Annotated in this window: 16 protein-coding genes and 1 tRNA gene; 5 read left to right on the top strand and 12 right to left on the bottom strand. The window is 56.0% G+C overall.

Annotation, left to right across the window (positions count from 1 at the left end; genetic code table 11):
* Positions 1-21 precede the first annotated feature (21 nt).
* The 3 genes from CGZ80_RS15925 (at position 22) to CGZ80_RS15915 (ending at position 2,423) form a co-directional block, all read left to right on the top strand.
* Entirely contained in the window at positions 22-441 is a 420-nt protein-coding gene (locus tag CGZ80_RS15925) for a bifunctional nuclease family protein (RefSeq protein ID WP_094416200.1), read from the top strand.
* Between the two features lie 105 nt (positions 442-546).
* Positions 547-1,407 carry a pantoate--beta-alanine ligase gene (gene panC / locus CGZ80_RS15920; protein ID WP_094416198.1) on the top strand — a complete coding sequence of 287 codons (861 nt, stop codon included), beginning with the start codon at positions 547-549 and terminating at the stop codon, positions 1,405-1,407.
* 47 nt (positions 1,408-1,454) lie between these two features.
* Positions 1,455-2,423, top strand: a complete 969-nt coding sequence (locus CGZ80_RS15915; protein WP_094416196.1) for a UDP-glucuronic acid decarboxylase family protein — start codon at positions 1,455-1,457, stop codon at positions 2,421-2,423.
* Between the two features lie 107 nt (positions 2,424-2,530).
* On the opposite strand, the gene rsmG is transcribed toward CGZ80_RS15915, so the two are convergent.
* Positions 2,531-3,208: a 16S rRNA (guanine(527)-N(7))-methyltransferase RsmG gene (gene rsmG / locus CGZ80_RS15910; protein ID WP_094416194.1), complete on the bottom strand. Its 678-nt coding sequence runs from the start codon at positions 3,206-3,208 to the stop codon at positions 2,531-2,533.
* 482 nt (positions 3,209-3,690) lie between these two features.
* Between rsmG and CGZ80_RS15905 the strand changes: the two genes are divergently transcribed.
* Entirely contained in the window at positions 3,691-4,728 is a 1,038-nt protein-coding gene (locus tag CGZ80_RS15905) for a helix-turn-helix transcriptional regulator (RefSeq protein ID WP_094416192.1), read from the top strand.
* A gap of 187 nt (positions 4,729-4,915) precedes the next feature.
* Positions 4,916-4,987, top strand: a tRNA-Gln gene (locus CGZ80_RS15900).
* An 86-nt stretch (positions 4,988-5,073) separates the two neighbouring features.
* On the opposite strand, the gene CGZ80_RS15895 is transcribed toward CGZ80_RS15900, so the two are convergent.
* From CGZ80_RS15895 to CGZ80_RS28010, 11 genes are all read right to left on the bottom strand, one after another.
* Positions 5,074-6,243, bottom strand: coding sequence for a tyrosine-type recombinase/integrase (locus CGZ80_RS15895; protein ID WP_094416190.1), 1,170 nt, complete (start codon positions 6,241-6,243; stop codon positions 5,074-5,076).
* A 139-nt stretch (positions 6,244-6,382) separates the two neighbouring features.
* Positions 6,383-6,901 carry a hypothetical protein gene (locus CGZ80_RS15890; RefSeq protein ID WP_143543964.1) on the bottom strand — a complete coding sequence of 173 codons (519 nt, stop codon included), beginning with the start codon at positions 6,899-6,901 and terminating at the stop codon, positions 6,383-6,385.
* Between the two features lie 337 nt (positions 6,902-7,238).
* Positions 7,239-9,761, bottom strand: a complete 2,523-nt coding sequence (locus tag CGZ80_RS15885; protein ID WP_094416186.1) for a tape measure protein — start codon at positions 9,759-9,761, stop codon at positions 7,239-7,241.
* A 116-nt stretch (positions 9,762-9,877) separates the two neighbouring features.
* A complete protein-coding gene (locus CGZ80_RS15880) occupies positions 9,878-10,165 on the bottom strand; it encodes a hypothetical protein (RefSeq protein WP_143543963.1) in 288 nt (95 codons plus the stop codon).
* A gap of 66 nt (positions 10,166-10,231) precedes the next feature.
* Positions 10,232-11,536 (bottom strand): phage major capsid protein, encoded by a 1,305-nt coding sequence (locus CGZ80_RS15875; protein ID WP_094416182.1) that lies wholly within the window; start codon positions 11,534-11,536, stop codon positions 10,232-10,234.
* 14 nt (positions 11,537-11,550) lie between these two features.
* Positions 11,551-12,009, bottom strand: a complete 459-nt coding sequence (locus CGZ80_RS15870; RefSeq protein ID WP_094416180.1) for a hypothetical protein — start codon at positions 12,007-12,009, stop codon at positions 11,551-11,553.
* Between the two features lie 3 nt (positions 12,010-12,012).
* Positions 12,013-12,231, bottom strand: a complete 219-nt coding sequence (locus CGZ80_RS28025) for a helix-turn-helix transcriptional regulator (RefSeq protein WP_158222724.1) — start codon at positions 12,229-12,231, stop codon at positions 12,013-12,015.
* Positions 12,224-12,661, bottom strand: a complete 438-nt coding sequence (locus tag CGZ80_RS28020; protein ID WP_158222723.1) for a hypothetical protein — start codon at positions 12,659-12,661, stop codon at positions 12,224-12,226. The genes CGZ80_RS28025 and CGZ80_RS28020 overlap by 8 nt, the downstream gene beginning before the upstream one ends.
* 81 nt (positions 12,662-12,742) lie before the next feature.
* On the bottom strand, positions 12,743-12,910 hold the full coding sequence (locus tag CGZ80_RS28015) for a hypothetical protein (RefSeq protein WP_158222722.1): 168 nt from the start codon (positions 12,908-12,910) through the stop codon (positions 12,743-12,745).
* Between the two features lie 516 nt (positions 12,911-13,426).
* Positions 13,427-14,659, bottom strand: a complete 1,233-nt coding sequence (locus CGZ80_RS15855; RefSeq protein WP_094416174.1) for a DnaB-like helicase C-terminal domain-containing protein — start codon at positions 14,657-14,659, stop codon at positions 13,427-13,429.
* Between the two features lie 80 nt (positions 14,660-14,739).
* The gene (locus CGZ80_RS28010; protein WP_158222721.1) at positions 14,740-14,952 is read right to left on the bottom strand and encodes a helix-turn-helix domain-containing protein; all 213 of its coding nucleotides are present in this window, start codon (positions 14,950-14,952) and stop codon (positions 14,740-14,742) included.
* Positions 14,953-15,341: the final 389 nt, after the last annotated feature.

Here is a 15,341-nt window from a genome sequence, read left to right as displayed (position 1 = left end):
CCTGACAAGGCTTGCCTGATCATGCCCGTCGAAATGCAACTCGCTCGGATCATTATTTCCGAGCTCACCGAAAGCCAAGTGATCTATCTGCGTGAAGTCGATGGGGAGCGTGAGTTCCCGATCTTGATCGGGATCTTCGAGGCGACGAACATCGACCGCCGTGTGAAAGAAGACGGTTACACCCCGCCGCGTCCATTGACACACGATTTGGTGGTGCAAACCGCCGAAGCGCTCGGTGGGCGTATTCACAGCGTCGTAATCAGTAACCTGAGCAACCAAACCTACTTTGCTCAACTCCGCGTCGAAACCGAAGACGGCGACATCGTCGAAATCGATTCGCGCCCTAGCGACGCTATCGCCGTCGCTGTCACGTTCTCGCCGCCGCTGCCGATCTACGTGGCGGAACACGTCCTCGACGAAGCAACGTCCAGCTTGCCCTAGCTGCCGACAACAATCTACTTTCCACTCCGCGGATAGTCATTGCTGATCACGTTCGGTATCGTTTCGGCCGCCAATCGTGATTCTCGAACACGCGGATAGTTTCCGATGAAGATCCTCCATACCATCCAGGACGCGCGGCGTTTTGTATGGAATCTGCGCAGTGGCGGCCAATCCGTAGGACTGGTCCCGACCATGGGCGCCCTCCACGCCGGGCACCTTTCGCTTGTCGAACAAGGACGAAAGTCTTGCGATGCCGTCGTCACAACGATCTTCGTCAACCCGACACAGTTCGCGGCAAACGAAGACCTCGACAAATACCCTCGCACGATCGAACGCGACATCGAATTGCTGAGCGCGGCGGGATGTGACGCCGTGTTCATTCCCGACGTCAGCGAAATGTACCCCGACGGGTCCAGCACGTTTGTCAAAGCTCCCGATGTCGGCAAGCCACTCGAAGGCGAATTCCGGCCGACGCATTTCGACGGCGTCGCGACGGTGGTGCTGAAGCTGTTCCAAATCCTGCCCACCAGCCACGCATTTTTCGGGCAAAAGGACTACCAGCAACTGCGCGTCATCGAAACGATGGTTCGTGATTTGAACGTCCCAATTGAAATCATGCCCTGCCCCATCGTTCGGGAATCTGACGGACTGGCGATGAGCAGCCGAAACCGATACCTCAGTGACAGCGAACGGCAACGAGCCCTCTGTCTGTCGCGTGCCTTAGCGGGCGTTCAAACCGCGTTCCAAAATGGTCAGCGGGATGTTGCCAAACTTACTGAAATACTTCACGCTCCACTCGCTGACACGCCCGATTCACAGGGGGTCGATCGAGTAGACTATGCGGTGATTGTGGATTGCGAAAACTTGCAACCGATCGATACGATCAGCGCGTCCGCCGTCGCGTTATTAGCGACCCATGTCGGCACCACACGCTTGATCGATAATTGCGTTCTCCGCTGCGAATAGTCATCGGGCGCGATCATTTCAGAGGATTTCAAACACACCACTACCACATGATTGAACGAATTCTAGTCACCGGCGGCGCTGGATTTTTGGGATCCTATCTCTGCGAACGATTGACGGACGAAGGGCACGATGTCATCTGTCTGGACAATTTCTTCACCAGTCAAAAGTCAAACGTTTCGCACCTGCTCGACCGCCCCAACTTCGAATTGGTCCGCCACGACGTCACCTTGCCGATCTTTCTCGAAGTCGATCGGATCTACAACATGGCCTGCCCGGCCGCACCCGGGCACTACCAGTTCAATCCCATCAAGACGATGAAAACCAGCGTCATGGGGGCGATCAATATGCTGGGAATCGCCAAACGCTGCGGCGCTCGCATTTTGCAAGCCAGCACCAGCGAAGTGTACGGTGACCCGGAAATCCATCCCCAGACCGAAGACTATCGCGGCAGCGTCAATCCGATCGGAATTCGCGCTTGCTACGACGAAGGCAAACGGGCAGCCGAAACGCTGTTCATGGATTACCACCGCAGCAACAAAGTTGATGTCCGCGTCGTGCGAATCTTCAACACGTATGGACCACGCATGCACCCCTTTGACGGTCGCGTGGTTTCGAACTTCATTCGCCAAGCTCTCGCCGGTGAAGACATCACGATCTTCGGGGACGGTTCGCAAACCCGCTCGTTCTGTTTCCGTGATGACCTGGTCGACGCAATCATCACCATGATGAACACCCCCGACTTCATCGGTCCGGTCAATATCGGCAACCCCGACGAATTCACGATCAAAGAACTCGCCGAACTCGTGATCAAAATCTCCGGTTCGTCCAGCAAACTGGTCCAGCGTCCGCTGCCTTCAGACGACCCGACCCGCCGACGCCCAGACATTTCGCTGGCCAAAGAAAAGCTGAACTGGGAACCCAAGATCAAGCTTGCCGACGGACTGGAACGCACGATCGAATGGTTCAAATCGATCAACCTCAGCGACTACCGTCCGCCAACTCCAAACTACAGCTGATCACGCCACATTGGGCTGACAAGCTGCAATCCAATAAAAGGCCGGCACAAAAACGTGTCGGCCTTTTTTGTTGCGCACACGCAGGTTTCCGTTGAACGCGGCCGCGTCTATTGCTCGGGAAAGATATTCTGCAGTTGCCGTCCGCGAGGCCAAACTTGCAAAATCGCGCCTTCGCTTTGCTCGGCGTCGTCACCCAACGGATACGCGACAATGCGACGAAGTTCAAGGTCATTCATCAAGCCTAGGTGACGTGCCTCCTTGCGTTCTTCGATCCACTTGGGCCCTTTGATCAACAACATTCGATCAATGTTGCTCCAGTACGGCTCCACCCAACGACATAGCTTCGCGATGCTGCCAACCGCACGGCACATCAAAGTGCTGAAACGAAAATCGTCGAGCAGCTCTTCACCGCGTGATGCGTACACGGGAACTGGCAACCCTAACTCGGCGACCATTTCGCCAAGTACATTGGCACGCTTGGCAACCGACTCGGCCAGCGAGACTTCAATGTCGGGACGCAAAATCGCGAGCGGTATTCCAGGGACGCCGTTGCCGCTGCCTAGGTCTAATACTTCTTCACCCGGCAAAATCACTTTCGAAACCTGCAAACAGTCACGTAAATCGCGACCGACGAACAGGTCCCAGGTCGTGTGACGAGTCAGGTTCAATTGCTCGTTCCAGTCCCACATGTCTGTCACATACGCTTGCAATCGCAACGCCAACTCTTCTTCGAGTTCGATGTGGTGATTCGCGAGTGCGGCAGCAAATTCGGGGACGATGGACATCAGCTATGCGGAAAAGGGGAACGAAGTGCCTGAAGTCGTCATCATGAACGACAATCGACACTTTGGGAACAGGCTCCGCAAGACTTCGTCAGCCCGTTCGCCCTAGAAACAGGGCTCCAATGCCAGAATCACCGCAAAACGCTCGGTGCGAACGATTTGAGTGACCATTTCCCGTGCTCGGCCGGGTTTTACAACTCAGATTTCTACGCGCTGCTCTCTCTCGCCCTGGCTCCCAACCACATCACATTGCGGCACTCCTCAAACAACCTGAGGGGGGAACTCGTTCCAGAGCCGGTTCTCCCGGCAAAAACGCACGGCAACACTGGCCTGCGGAAGAATCGCTAGTCTACGGTAGACGCTCGTTCGCCGGACAGGTTTGCCTTCCACGCCCGGGATCCTAGAATGCTCGCCTTGATGGACCATACAATCTGGGCGACCACGTCACCCACCTCTCGCATTCAACTCGGGAAAACGAGTTCCTGATGGCAAGAAACGAACAGCTCATCCGCCAGCACAAGTTACTGCAACTGCTCGAACTTTCGAGGTTTGGCCGCACGTTGGATGAATTGCGTGGCGATCTGGTCGCCGATCTCGGGCTGACCAAACTTCACGAGCGAACCGTTCGCCGCGATATCGAGGCGTTGCAGGCGGCAGGATTCGACATCCAGTCCGAAACAGTCCAGCGTGGACGCGTTTTCAAACTGGGCCAGAACACCACCGACGTCCACGAAATCGGGATCAGCTCCACCGAACTGATCGCACTTTCCATCGGTCGCGAACTGCTTTACCCGTTGATGGGAACACAGTATTGGCGCGGGATCGAAACGTTCTGGAACAAAGTCCAAGAAGCCGTTCCCAACGGCGTCTTCGACCACTACGCCCGCTACCGCGCGGCGCTGCATGTCTTTGGCTCTCCGTACAAAACCTACGAGCGCCAAGAAGGCATGTTGAAAACAATCAACCGCGCGATCCTGGAACACCGGCTAGTCGAAATCGATTACCAATCGATCGGAAAACCGATTTCGACACGCAAGATCGAACCGTACGGCTTAGCGGTTTACCAAAGCAGCATCTATATCGTCGCCGCGACACCGAAAGCAGACGACACACGCAACTTAGAAAAAAACGAACGGCTGCGAAACTGGAAACTCGACCGCTTCCATCAAGCGCGTTTGCTTGACGAATACTTCAAAGCCGATCCAGAGATCGACTTGGCGAAATACCTGGGCAGCAGCATCGGAATCTTCTCCGGTGACTCACCAACCAAAGTCCAAATCAAGCTCGGCAAACGCAGCGCAGCGTATGTTCGCGAAGACCCCTGGCATCCTGAGCAAACGCTCGAAGAGATTGACGAGGAAACGACGATGCTGACAGTGCCGGCTTCGCATCCGCGAGAGATCTTGCCGCGAGTGTTGTCGCTCGGTGCCGACGCCGAAATCATCGGACCGGACGAGTTTCGCGCGACGATCGCAGACTCGGTCCGGCAGATGGCCACAACCTATGGCCACTCGAATCCCTAACAGGTGGGAATGAATCAAAACGCGATGGTTCCGACCCTTCGCGTTTTTCGTATTGGGAGGGCAAAAGCACAGAGTGACCAACACGCCAGCAAAAAATTTCTCCCGAACCTGCCAAGAAGTGACCGAGTCCTATTTGGCAACCGCGAAGCATTTGCTACACTTCGCGGACTGCTCAAGCAGCAGCCACTACCCCGTGGTGTAATTGGCAACACTACTGATTTTGGTTCAGTCATTCTAGGTTCAAGTCCTAGCGGGGTAGCTCTGAGGCCCGTAAACCATTGGTTTTACGGGCTTTTTTATTTGGGGCGGTGCACATTGCGGTGCATTTCTGCTCATTTCCGCTATCTACTGCACCGCTTTCTGCACCGCTTTTTCTGGTGCAGCAATCGCACGCTCTAAGTGAGCCTTGGTGACTTGCAAATAGTGGCCCTTCGCGACCTTCGTTGAGTGCCCCAACCACGCATCGCAAACGTGACTTGGGAACTCTTCTTCAAGCTCTGTGCGGCGCGTCGCTCTTAAATTCTGGAACGGCTTCTTCCATTCCTTGACTCCGGCCTGCCGAACGTAACGCATCATTTGAACGCCGAGATTCGTCGTCACCGCCAACCGGCCAAGACAACGCTTTGCCCCATCGTCGGCAAGCTCGTGTGATTGGTCCAGGTACGGGCGAAGCTCTGCGAACATTGGCACGTATCGCGTTCCCGTCTTTGGACTGCGGACAATCAATTCGTTGTCGGCCCAGTTGCAATCCGACCATTCCAGCGTCAGGATTTCGCACATTCGCAAACCACCATAGCGGCCAAGCGCGAACGCCAATCGGTAGATGTGGTCCGGGCAACTATCGAGAATCTTTTCGGCCTCGTCTCGGTCAATGAAGTGATCCCGGTCCCGATTCACTTCCCCGCTGCACTTGATGCCGTCCATCGGGTTTTCAGCTATCAACCGAGCTTTGACCGCGTAGCCAAATATCGTCTTTGCTCGCTTGGTGTGTTTGCTGATTGTCGCGGGGGCCAGTGTCACCGCTTCGGTGGTATCGCTCGCTGGCTTCCAAACGTAAGCCTTCATCCACCGCTGCCAGTCTTCCGCGTCGGCGGGTGTGATGTCGCCGATGTCGGTGTCGGCCTTGAAGTGCTCAACCAGCAACCGCCGGGTGTAGCTGTACTGCTCCAACGTCGACCTTTTCAAGTCGGTACGCTTCGCCAAGTACCCGTCAATAAATTCACCGAGCGGTGGTACTCGGTTTTCATCGAGCTTGATTCGAATGCGGCTCGACACAACGCCGCACGATGCTAGCCGTTCGTGTACGTCGTCGGTGAGTTCGTTCAGCCATTCAACTTGCGGCAAAGTCGGCGGAAGCCCGCCCCAACGCCGCGAGGCGATAGCCTCAATCATGTGCTTGTAATCTTTCGCACCGGCCATGTCGATTTTGCCCAGTCGGATTGACCGACGTTTCCCATCGGGGCAAACCAATTGGATGACCTTCCGCCCGTTCGCCTTCTTTGTGATGCTAGCCATTGTCCACCATTTGCAAACCGTCCACCTTCAAACTAGATTGAAGGCACCGGCAGAGAAAAACGCATCCCATCGCCGTGATACGTCCTCACCCCGCCGGTACCCAAACACTAGGGGTTGCCGCCCCTAGCGGATCAAAGCGTTAGCTGTTCGACGACAAGCCGAACGTCAGCAATCCAGTAGCCGCCGTCACCATTCGCTGCATGCGTCCCGTGTCGGTGGCTTTTTTATTGGCTTCCACTTCCTTGCGGCGTTTCTTCTTCTGCGAGTGGCTCTCGGTGAGTTCCAAGACCTCTTTGCAGCATCGGATTGCCAATTCGATGTTCTCGATTGATGACTGGTCCATGACAATCATCTGGTCGACTTCACGCATCCGCGTCAAAGCATCCGGGGACAGCGTTCGAGTTGCTGCGATGCTCTCAACAATGCGAGTTGAACGCGGGTCGTTTGGCTTCTTCGCTAGCGTTTGTCGGAAGTGAATCACGTTGAGCAATGGCACCCAAACAGACGACACGGTTAGCCACGCAATCCGGTGCTGCTGCCAGTCGCAATGCTCTTGGGCTGTTTCGAGCGTGTGCCAAATCTGCCGGGCCATCATCTCAATGTGGGTGCGGCGAAGCTCTGGCGTAATCTTCTTCACTTTGGGCTTTGTGGTAGTCATCGAATGACTGATTCCTTGCGCTGAAAATGTGCGCCATGGCGCACAAATCACGAACGCATACGACAAAGCCGCAAGACCTGTTGGAAACCGGGTGCTTACGCCCAGTCGGGTGCATCGCCTGCTGGCCATTGGCCAACATACCTGCCAGTGCAGGCGGCTTTGCATGGACCCCACAAATCTTGCGGCTTTGTCATTTCTCAAATGTTTTCAGAAGGTGTAAGCAATGCGTTTGTCGCGACGGCGTTTTGAAGCCGTAGCCAAGTCTGTGTCGTTTCCAGGCGACACCGACAGCGAGGCCAGTATTGCCCGTGTCGGTTGCGTGGTCAAGTCCGAAAAGTTAAACGGCTCCTCCCACGTCCTGCCTCTCAATAGCTTCTTCCAGCCGACTGAGTAGCCGATTACTTTCGTGAATCGCCTTTGTCGCTTCGACGGCCGCCTGTTTGTGTGCGGTGGCAAGGGCCATCCTTTGCGTATGCTCGTTCGCCTGCTTCTGGGCCGCAGCGTTCTGGGCCTTAGCGATCATCTGGTATTCTTCACGGCTGCCTTTGCCAATCGTTGGTGGCAGTTCGACTTTGATCGACTGTTGCTGCGAGAAGCCCTTGGCAACGTCGCCCGAAGCCGCGTTAAATGTCCTTTTGTCAATCAGTCCGGTCTGACGCATCCGCTCCAATCGCGTTAGCTCATCCGTCATCCGCTGAATCGGGCTCCGAACAGATTCGGCCACCCGCTTCGCGTCATCGGCAAGGCTTTTGCGTTCGCCGATAATCGAGTCACGTCGCTGCTTGGCTAGGTCAAGTTGCTTGTTTGCAAGCTCTACCCGGCGTTTTTCTGCCGCCTCGATTTCGCGCAGAACCTGACGCTCTTTTTGCTGATGGGCAAGGTTGAGCAACTGCGTTTTTGTTGCACCCCGAGCAATCAACGCTTCGCGTTCTCGCTGCGTCTCGGTCACCCCACGAAGACGTTGTTCCTCACGCAGTTTTGCGTTAGCTTCTTCCATCGAGTTGATAGTGACCTGGGCAACGCGAGCCTTTGCGGCTTCTTGCTCGTGCAGCCATCGGTTTAGCCTGCCCTTGTCGATGTCAGGTCCACCGCTTCGTGTTGTTGCGAATGCGTTGCTCGCTTTGGCCGCACGCTCCGCTGCCGCCGCCATGCCTTTGAAGTTCGATTCGGCTTTTCCCGCTGCCGCTGCGACTTGTTCCGCCGTCGTCGTGGTTTGCTGCAGGGCGTAGTCAATCGCCACCACGGACCCGGCTGCCAGTGCGAAACCGCCGATGGCCTTCACCCATCCGCCGGGGCCCATCACCGCGTTCAGAGCAATTTGCGCCTTCGTCCAGTTTCGGATGCCTGCAACAATCACCGGAATGATGCGTGTCAGGCGATGCATCACAGCCAAACCGGGGCCAACCGCCGCAGTAAACAGAATCATGTTCCGCTGACCACGCGAAAGCGAGGTCGCCCACATTCGAGTCCGTTCAATCGAATTGGAAAGCGAGTTCGCAGCTAGCCGTGCCGCCGGAAAGAACTTCGTCTGGACGTCCACCGCCGTGACTTCAACGACGTTCCGCAATCGAGCGATTGCACCGCCGGTTGATGCCGCCAACCTGTCGTTCATGCCGTAGAACCTTCCGCCGGCTCCCGTCGCGTTGTCCATCGCCCGTTCAACCATCGCGAGGGAGATTTCACCCCTACCCATTGCCGCCGTCAGGTCGTCCATCGAGCGGCCCGTGTCTTGCGCGATCTGTTGCAACGGGTTGAATCCGGCGTTGACAAATTGACGGACTTCCTCACCCATCAGCTTTCCCTTGGCGGCAACCTGGGCATAGGAAAGTGATAGCCGTTGCATGGCATCCGCGTTGCCCGCCGAGATTGCTGAAAGCTGTCCTACTCGCTTGGTAACCCCTTCGCTCCGGACCCCATAGGCGAGCATCGCTTGTGCCGCCCGCTGCAACTCCGGCAATCCGTAGATGGGCGAATCGGCATCGAGACGTTTTAGGTCTTCAATGATTCGTTTCGCTTTGTTGGCCGACCCGGTGAAGACTTCATATTGAATCGTGGCCTGTTCGAGGCCCAGTGCAGTCGCCCCCGCTCGCTTGAACACGCCGAGAGCACTACTCACGCCGCGATAGGCCAGCGTCACAACGCCTGCCTTCACGGCGAGGTCTCGCAACGATTCGGACTGTCGCCGGTGTTCAAACTGGGCCTGCTTCGATGCCTGCGTAGCTTGCCGCATCTGGGCCGTTAGCATCTGACTCGCGCGATGATAATCCGCTGCCGATACTCGCCCCGCCTGGTGCTCCGAACGCAACTCACGCATCTGAACCGAAAGCCGGTGTGCCGCTGGTGCTGCTCGATTCAAAACCGCCTGCACCCGCTGTTGCAAAGCTTCCTGCCGACGTGCCGCCTCGGCTGCTCCCGATTGTTCGTCCTTGGACCGACGCGTTTCCTCTTTGACTTTGGCGAGTGCCCGCGTGTATTCCTCTTGGGTGATCTTCCCCGATCGCAAAGCCGTGTGCAGGTCGCGGAATTGCTCCTTCGACTTTTCAATCTGTGGAGTCGTCGAGTCAATCAGCCCTTTGATGCGGTTGAAAGACTGGTCAACCCGCTTGGATGCCTCGGACTGCTCCCCATATCGCTTGTTGATTGCCGCCAAGCCACGTTCATACTCTTCTGCCGTGATCGCACCCGTTTGCCAGACGTTTCCCAGCGATTCTTGGGCTTGTTTGGCTCGGTCGCTCGCTGTTGCCGTCGACCTTAGAATCCCGTTGATGCGTCCCACGTCGCCGCGTACCGTACGGACGGCCCTCGAAACGCCTTCTGTGGAAGCATTGATGCGGAGAGTTAGAGCGTTAAGATTCGCCATCGGACTACCTGAACACCTGTTCGAAAAAAATCATTTTGATGCACGCACGGACGGAAAGGGACAACGATAGGTCGTGGCCTTTCGACCCCTCAGAAAAAACGCCCCCCCGGTGTCTCTCATCCCCTGATGCGTCCACGCTGCACGTTGCTGGTTGCTGCTGGCCTGTGCTTCGGTGCGAGCACAAACAATCCAGGGCAAACGCTTACGCTGTAAACAACATTGCGTGCAACCAACTGGTTGATGATGATTTCAACCGCTGGCCGCATTTGTTCGATGTCATCGGGCTTTGCACAATGACTCACGATGTCGTCGAGCCCAATTGCCTCGTTCCCGTTGAACGCACTCAAAACCGCTTGGTCGAGTAATGCCATAGCCTCACCGTTGAATTGAAAGGCTGACTGCATCAGGTTTCCCTAGTGCAGCCAGCCAAGAACGCCGAGCAACAACGAGTTGCTAGACAGAGAGGTTCGCTAGCTGACGGTGATACCGGTCAGGATTTCGAACGCCGTATCATCGACGCTCACAAAGTCAAAGCGGGCAGTCGCCTTGATGTAGACTTCATGGTTCTGGAAAGCGTTTCCAGCTTCGCGGCTGACCTCGATAACGATGCCAGTGCGAACACCCATGAAGTATTTGGAGAAGTCTCCGATTGCCATCTTGCCCGCTGGGCAATTGGTCGTCGGAAGATACTGCTTGCCCCGAATCGTTGGCGGTGCTTCCAGCCAACCGCGTGCCGAGTTCTCCCCATCACCGGTTTCGATGTTGAACAATGCATCGTGCACGGTTGGGTGCATGACGAAGCTGGTCGGCTCGTGATTGTTCACGCGGATTCGCGTCACCGCTGAGGACACGTCCACCCAGTCGATATCGCCAATCGAATCCGTCGAGTTGATGCCCTCGGTCCCAAAGAATCCATGCGGCTTCGACGTGTAGCCATTCAAGCCGATGGAGTCGATTTGCTTGGCCATTTGAGTTGCCATCCAGTTTTGCAACTGTGCGGCAAGGAGGGTCGGCGAGTCTTCCCAAAGCTCACGTGAACACTTCGTGATAGACCCAGCCGTTCGAGTCGACAGCTTGCGTTGTCCAATCGTCACTTCGGAGAAGCTGATAGCTTCACCTTCGCCGCGTAGCTCAACGTCAACGTCCGATTCAAGCGTAGGGATATTCATCGAGTCGCTTGTCATCGCAACCGTCCGCACGCCTGCATCCATCAGGACAGACTTTGCACGCGCCAAGTCGATCACTTCGCCCAGCATTTGTTCTGGAACGGTGTAACCGCCTGCGGCTCCGCTGCCTTCACGCATAAGGTTGACCACGCCTTCGGGCGTGTCTCGTGAAGGCCCAAAAGCGTAAGCAAGTACCGCGTGTCCAAATGCGTCTTTGCATGGAGTGCTGACGTAATCGGCAAAGCGGTCCTGCTTGTCCAGGATTGCGTAGCGGTTGCCCTGGGCGTTGACTTGCCATTTCTCGCTGCGGGTGTTTTCGTCACTCGCAAAACGAACTTGCCCCGACGCCACTCGGTCCGACAAAATCTTGGCTTGGACCTTATCACGGTTCACTGCCCGGACCAAATCTTGTTGTAGGTTGTCGATTTCGCCGGGAACATAGTTCGCCGAATTGGGGTCACCCTTGCCGCAAATGGAGTCAAACTCCGCTTGCTCCCGTGCGGTTAAATCTCGGTCCTCCGCTTCCGCCAGCTGGCCAATCGCCAGGGCGCGTGCTTCGAGTTCGCGGATTTCCTCACGTAGTTCTTTGCTATTCAGCGTCTTAATCATTTCGCCAATTCCCCTTAGTTCCGCAACAAAGTTTCAACGCCGTACTGTGCGGCCGTGTTCGGTGCCCGCTCGCCTTCGGTCAAAATCGCGACGACAGAGAGGTAGGTTCCGGTCGACCCGTCGCCAGCCGTGGCAACCAGATCCCAGTAGCGATAGTTGCCCTTCTTCAAGTCCGCTTGGAAGACAACCAGCGAGTTGTCATCGGTTGCACTTGGGAGTGCTGCGGTACCGCCGAATGCGTCCGTATCGCCGTCCATGTCGAGCCCGTCAACGTCGACGAACCCGGTTCCTGTTTCGTGACTCGCTTGAAGCTTCATCGCTGCCATTGCGATATCGGTGGCCCCGACGTTGCAAATCAGCGTCAGGTAGTCATAGCCCGCCGTATCAATCTCGGCAGTCGTGAACGATGCGTTGTCAACAATCGCACCGGGTGCAATCACCTGCACAAACTTTGCATTTTGCAAACCGTCCATTGGTCAAGCCTCCTGTTTGGCTTCGGAAGTTTCGTCGCGGTTTGGGTCCGCGTCTTGAATGTGTTGTTCAAAGGTTGCACGCAACCAAACTCGCTTGCGAATGCCAAGCCGCAGGGGCTTAGGGAACTTGCCGGTAGCAATGAGGCGGTAAAGCGTGTCATCGGAAAAGCCAAGCGTTTCCAGGATTTCAGGGGCTTCGATGAAGCGATCGTTATCAGGCACTTTGCTGGGCTCCGATTTGGTTGAGCAGTGAAATCGAACTTGCGACGATGTGCATATCAACAGCTTCCAAGAACTCGTGAACACGATCAGGGAACGCAATACGCAGAAAGATGTAAGACCCCAGAAGAACGGGCCCCATCTCGGTTGCACCCCAGATCGGCGTCACTTCCATCTCTGCTTCGGTGCCTGGTGTTTGGCGTCGATGGACTTCCTTGAAGACCATGTTCAGCAACCACTGGCAATACTCGCGGTGGTTTGCCATTTCGATGCAAAGTGCTTCACCGAGCATCGCCAATTCTTGCTCAGTGAATCTCGGCAACATGATGCCAAGCTTCGGGCGTTCGATTGGTAGTTCCTGGTCGTCCATGTGTGCTCTCTTGCTTGCGGTCGATTGCGGTATCGTTACCGACAATCGGGAACTGTCAAACATTGCGATAGGTGTGAGGTCGGGTGTTGCTCGGCAGATTGCAGCGAGAAGCAGCGACACCAAGAATCCAGCCACGGAAAATATTTACGTTTTATTTTCCTCAGTGGTATTTTCGAGTGCCCGGATGGCCAGGCATCGAAAGTGATAGCCGCGAAGCAACGCTTTGATGATGTGGCGAAGCTCCCGAATGGTCCGCCGATCGTCCGGTGAGTCGGCTTGCAATTCGATGCGGAAACCGGGTCGGTCCTTCATGATTTTTCATCCACTTACGACGGCGTTTAGCGAAGCGTCAAAAACGACCTCGTAATGCCTTTGTCTATGAGAGGTACGCAGTACTGCGTAGGTTTACTGTCGATTCTGCGTAGGTTTAGTGTCGATTCTGCGTAGGTTTTTTTTCCGATACCTACGCAGTAGTGCGTAGGTTTTTGAATGGCTGAAAAGTGATTCGGCGTTCCGCTCCGAGTGCCCTTCCGCCCTTGTTGCAACCTCCCTTTCTGGTCGCAAAAACACCCCCGTTGGTAAGCGTCTGGAGATGCCTTTCAACCGACCGGGCGTTCTGTCCGGCGAGGGGTGCTAGCTGCGTGCTGGTCAGGTCAAAGACCAAGTGACCACGCTCGGTGTACTCGGCGTTGAACCAGCAAGCCCAGAAGACGGCAACGCAACCGGCGTTCGGTAGTGTGGGGATAACTTCGTCTTGGAGTCGACGCCCATCCGTCCAGCGTCTTGCGCTCTTGCCTTTGTTTGAGCGGGGTAGCGGTGTCCGTTCCATCAAAAGCCCTCGTTGTCCGTCCCGTTCCACTTCTCCAATTCCGGTGAGAAGTTGAGCTGCCGACTGAATTTCATTTGAGGCCCGTCGAACGTCAGAGGGATGCTTTTCAGGGCTCCGTTGCGGTTCTTCAAGCATCGCAGCACCATGTCACGCACGGCGGGCTTGTTGTCTTCGTCCTCGTACTCGGTGGCTTCTTCAAGCAGATAGCACGATGTGCCGCTGTACTCCACTGCTGACGTGTCTCGGAAGCTTCCAACGCCTCCTTTGCCATAGCTGGCCCGCGCAACCGCCGAGACGCCTACCACGGCCCAGCCGCGTTCGCAGAATCGCCGGGCAGTCGCCATCGTTGCGGCCCCGCGTTCCGCCGCCGTTGCTGACTCCGCCCCGAAAAGCTGGATGTAATCCATGAGCAACAATCCAGGCCGGTCGAACTCCTGCAACATGGTTTCCAGGTCGCCGAGTCCAGAACGCTCCGGTTTCAGAAAACCAACGCTCTGCAAGGTCCGCCGGAAGTCGTCCAGCTTCAAAAGCTTTTGCCGCTGTGATTCCGTCAGGCGGTTGAACCGGATGGAGTCAAACGACACGCCGAGCAACGCCGCCAACCGCCGTTTGAGCAATGTCGCGGGGGACACTTCCAAAGACGCAACAACGGCTTGAAGTCCATCCTGCCGACTGACCGCCTCATAGACGGCTTGCAGTGCCAATGCGGTCTTTCCGCGTCCAGGCGGTGCCCCGATGATGGTCAGTAGCCCTGGGCCAATCTCGATGTCTTCCAACGCTTCGCCGCAATCAAACAACGCGTCGGCCTTGCCGGCCAACATGCCGTTCACCACGTCGTCGAGAAGGTCGGCACCATTGGATAAGAACTCAGACTGGGCAAGCTTCGTTCCCCGTTCTTCATGCCACAACGAAAGGATTCCGCCGCCAAGCTGAAAGTGATCCTCGAACGATTCAAGACGCCCTTGGATTTCGCCGTCGCTTGTGTGGAGCCTATCGCCAAGGCTGACAACGCCCGCCCCGCGGCTCAGTGCCATGTCGAACGCTTGAAAGTACAGTTTGACGATTCGGTCAAACGTCTGGCTTGCCAAGAAACTTGGCTCATCCTTGGATTGTTCCAGCCTGATAACGTTCTCGATTCGGTGAGTTACCGAAAGGAGCAAGTCATCCGCGTAGTAATCCCAAGGTGCATCAATCGCAGTGATGCGGCTTGATTCCGCGATGGCCCCCGCCATAATGTGCCTACCTCCGTTTGTCGTCCAGAAAGCAAACGATTTGGGCCCGTTCCGGTTTACGCCACTGGAACGGGCTCGTTTTATTTCTGGCCTTCCTCAGAGACACACGCAGCGAGCCCTTCCGCCAAGAAGCGTTCAAGCTCGGAGTGTGGATACAGCAACCCCTTCTTAATGCGGACCGCTCGAATTGGGCCGCGAGGTGCTGTTAAGTCGTAGAGCGTTCTTGTGCTGACAGAAAGGATCCGTGCAGCGGCAGAAGTCTTGTGTGCAAGCGGTTGTACTTCCGTCTTCATCGTCCGTGGTCTCCTTGGGTAACCGGAGTCCACAGCCTTGGCATGGGAACACCGGCGAAAGAATGTTCCCCTCACAACCGCCCCGTACTGCCGTATAGGCAAGCACAAGCAACAGCCGCGAAGCTCAAACTTCCAATGGTGTGATCCCATGCCGCTGATGAGCGAGCACGAAGCGTCACAAGTAGTCATGGTGGAAGCGTTTGAGTGGCGGGAACAACAAACCGAACCAACGCAGTTCGGCCCCGATACTGTGATCTCACGCAACTCATTAGCTTCCTGCCCGCAAACTTGTTGCAGGCACTAGCAAATCTAACAATCGGCAAAGAGCGGTCAACCGTCATTTGCTACCAATCGCCCTTTATTGCGGTTATTTGCCGCAGCCTCTTGTT

This window comes from Rhodopirellula sp. MGV (assembly GCF_002251265.1).
GTDB classification, from domain to species: domain Bacteria; phylum Planctomycetota; class Planctomycetia; order Pirellulales; family Pirellulaceae; genus Stieleria; species Stieleria baltica_A.
Note: the sequence above shows the minus strand (reverse complement) of the source record. Positions and strands in the feature narration are given on the sequence as shown.

Coding starts and splice junctions, on each gene's coding strand:
- CGZ80_RS15925 (WP_094416200.1), top strand. CDS start 22: ATGCCCGTCGAAATGCAACTCGCTCGGATCATTATTTCCGAGCTCACC.
- panC (WP_094416198.1), top strand. CDS start 547: ATGAAGATCCTCCATACCATCCAGGACGCGCGGCGTTTTGTATGGAAT.
- CGZ80_RS15915 (WP_094416196.1), top strand. CDS start 1,455: ATGATTGAACGAATTCTAGTCACCGGCGGCGCTGGATTTTTGGGATCC.
- rsmG (WP_094416194.1), bottom strand. CDS start 3,208: ATGTCCATCGTCCCCGAATTTGCTGCCGCACTCGCGAATCACCACATC.
- CGZ80_RS15905 (WP_094416192.1), top strand. CDS start 3,691: ATGGCAAGAAACGAACAGCTCATCCGCCAGCACAAGTTACTGCAACTG.
- CGZ80_RS15895 (WP_094416190.1), bottom strand. CDS start 6,243: ATGGCTAGCATCACAAAGAAGGCGAACGGGCGGAAGGTCATCCAATTG.
- CGZ80_RS15890 (WP_143543964.1), bottom strand. CDS start 6,901: ATGACTACCACAAAGCCCAAAGTGAAGAAGATTACGCCAGAGCTTCGC.
- CGZ80_RS15885 (WP_094416186.1), bottom strand. CDS start 9,761: ATGGCGAATCTTAACGCTCTAACTCTCCGCATCAATGCTTCCACAGAA.
- CGZ80_RS15880 (WP_143543963.1), bottom strand. CDS start 10,165: ATGCAGTCAGCCTTTCAATTCAACGGTGAGGCTATGGCATTACTCGAC.
- CGZ80_RS15875 (WP_094416182.1), bottom strand. CDS start 11,536: ATGATTAAGACGCTGAATAGCAAAGAACTACGTGAGGAAATCCGCGAA.
- CGZ80_RS15870 (WP_094416180.1), bottom strand. CDS start 12,009: ATGGACGGTTTGCAAAATGCAAAGTTTGTGCAGGTGATTGCACCCGGT.
- CGZ80_RS28020 (WP_158222723.1), bottom strand. CDS start 12,661: ATGTTTGACAGTTCCCGATTGTCGGTAACGATACCGCAATCGACCGCA.
- CGZ80_RS28015 (WP_158222722.1), bottom strand. CDS start 12,910: ATGAAGGACCGACCCGGTTTCCGCATCGAATTGCAAGCCGACTCACCG.
- CGZ80_RS15855 (WP_094416174.1), bottom strand. CDS start 14,659: ATGGCGGGGGCCATCGCGGAATCAAGCCGCATCACTGCGATTGATGCA.
- CGZ80_RS28010 (WP_158222721.1), bottom strand. CDS start 14,952: ATGAAGACGGAAGTACAACCGCTTGCACACAAGACTTCTGCCGCTGCA.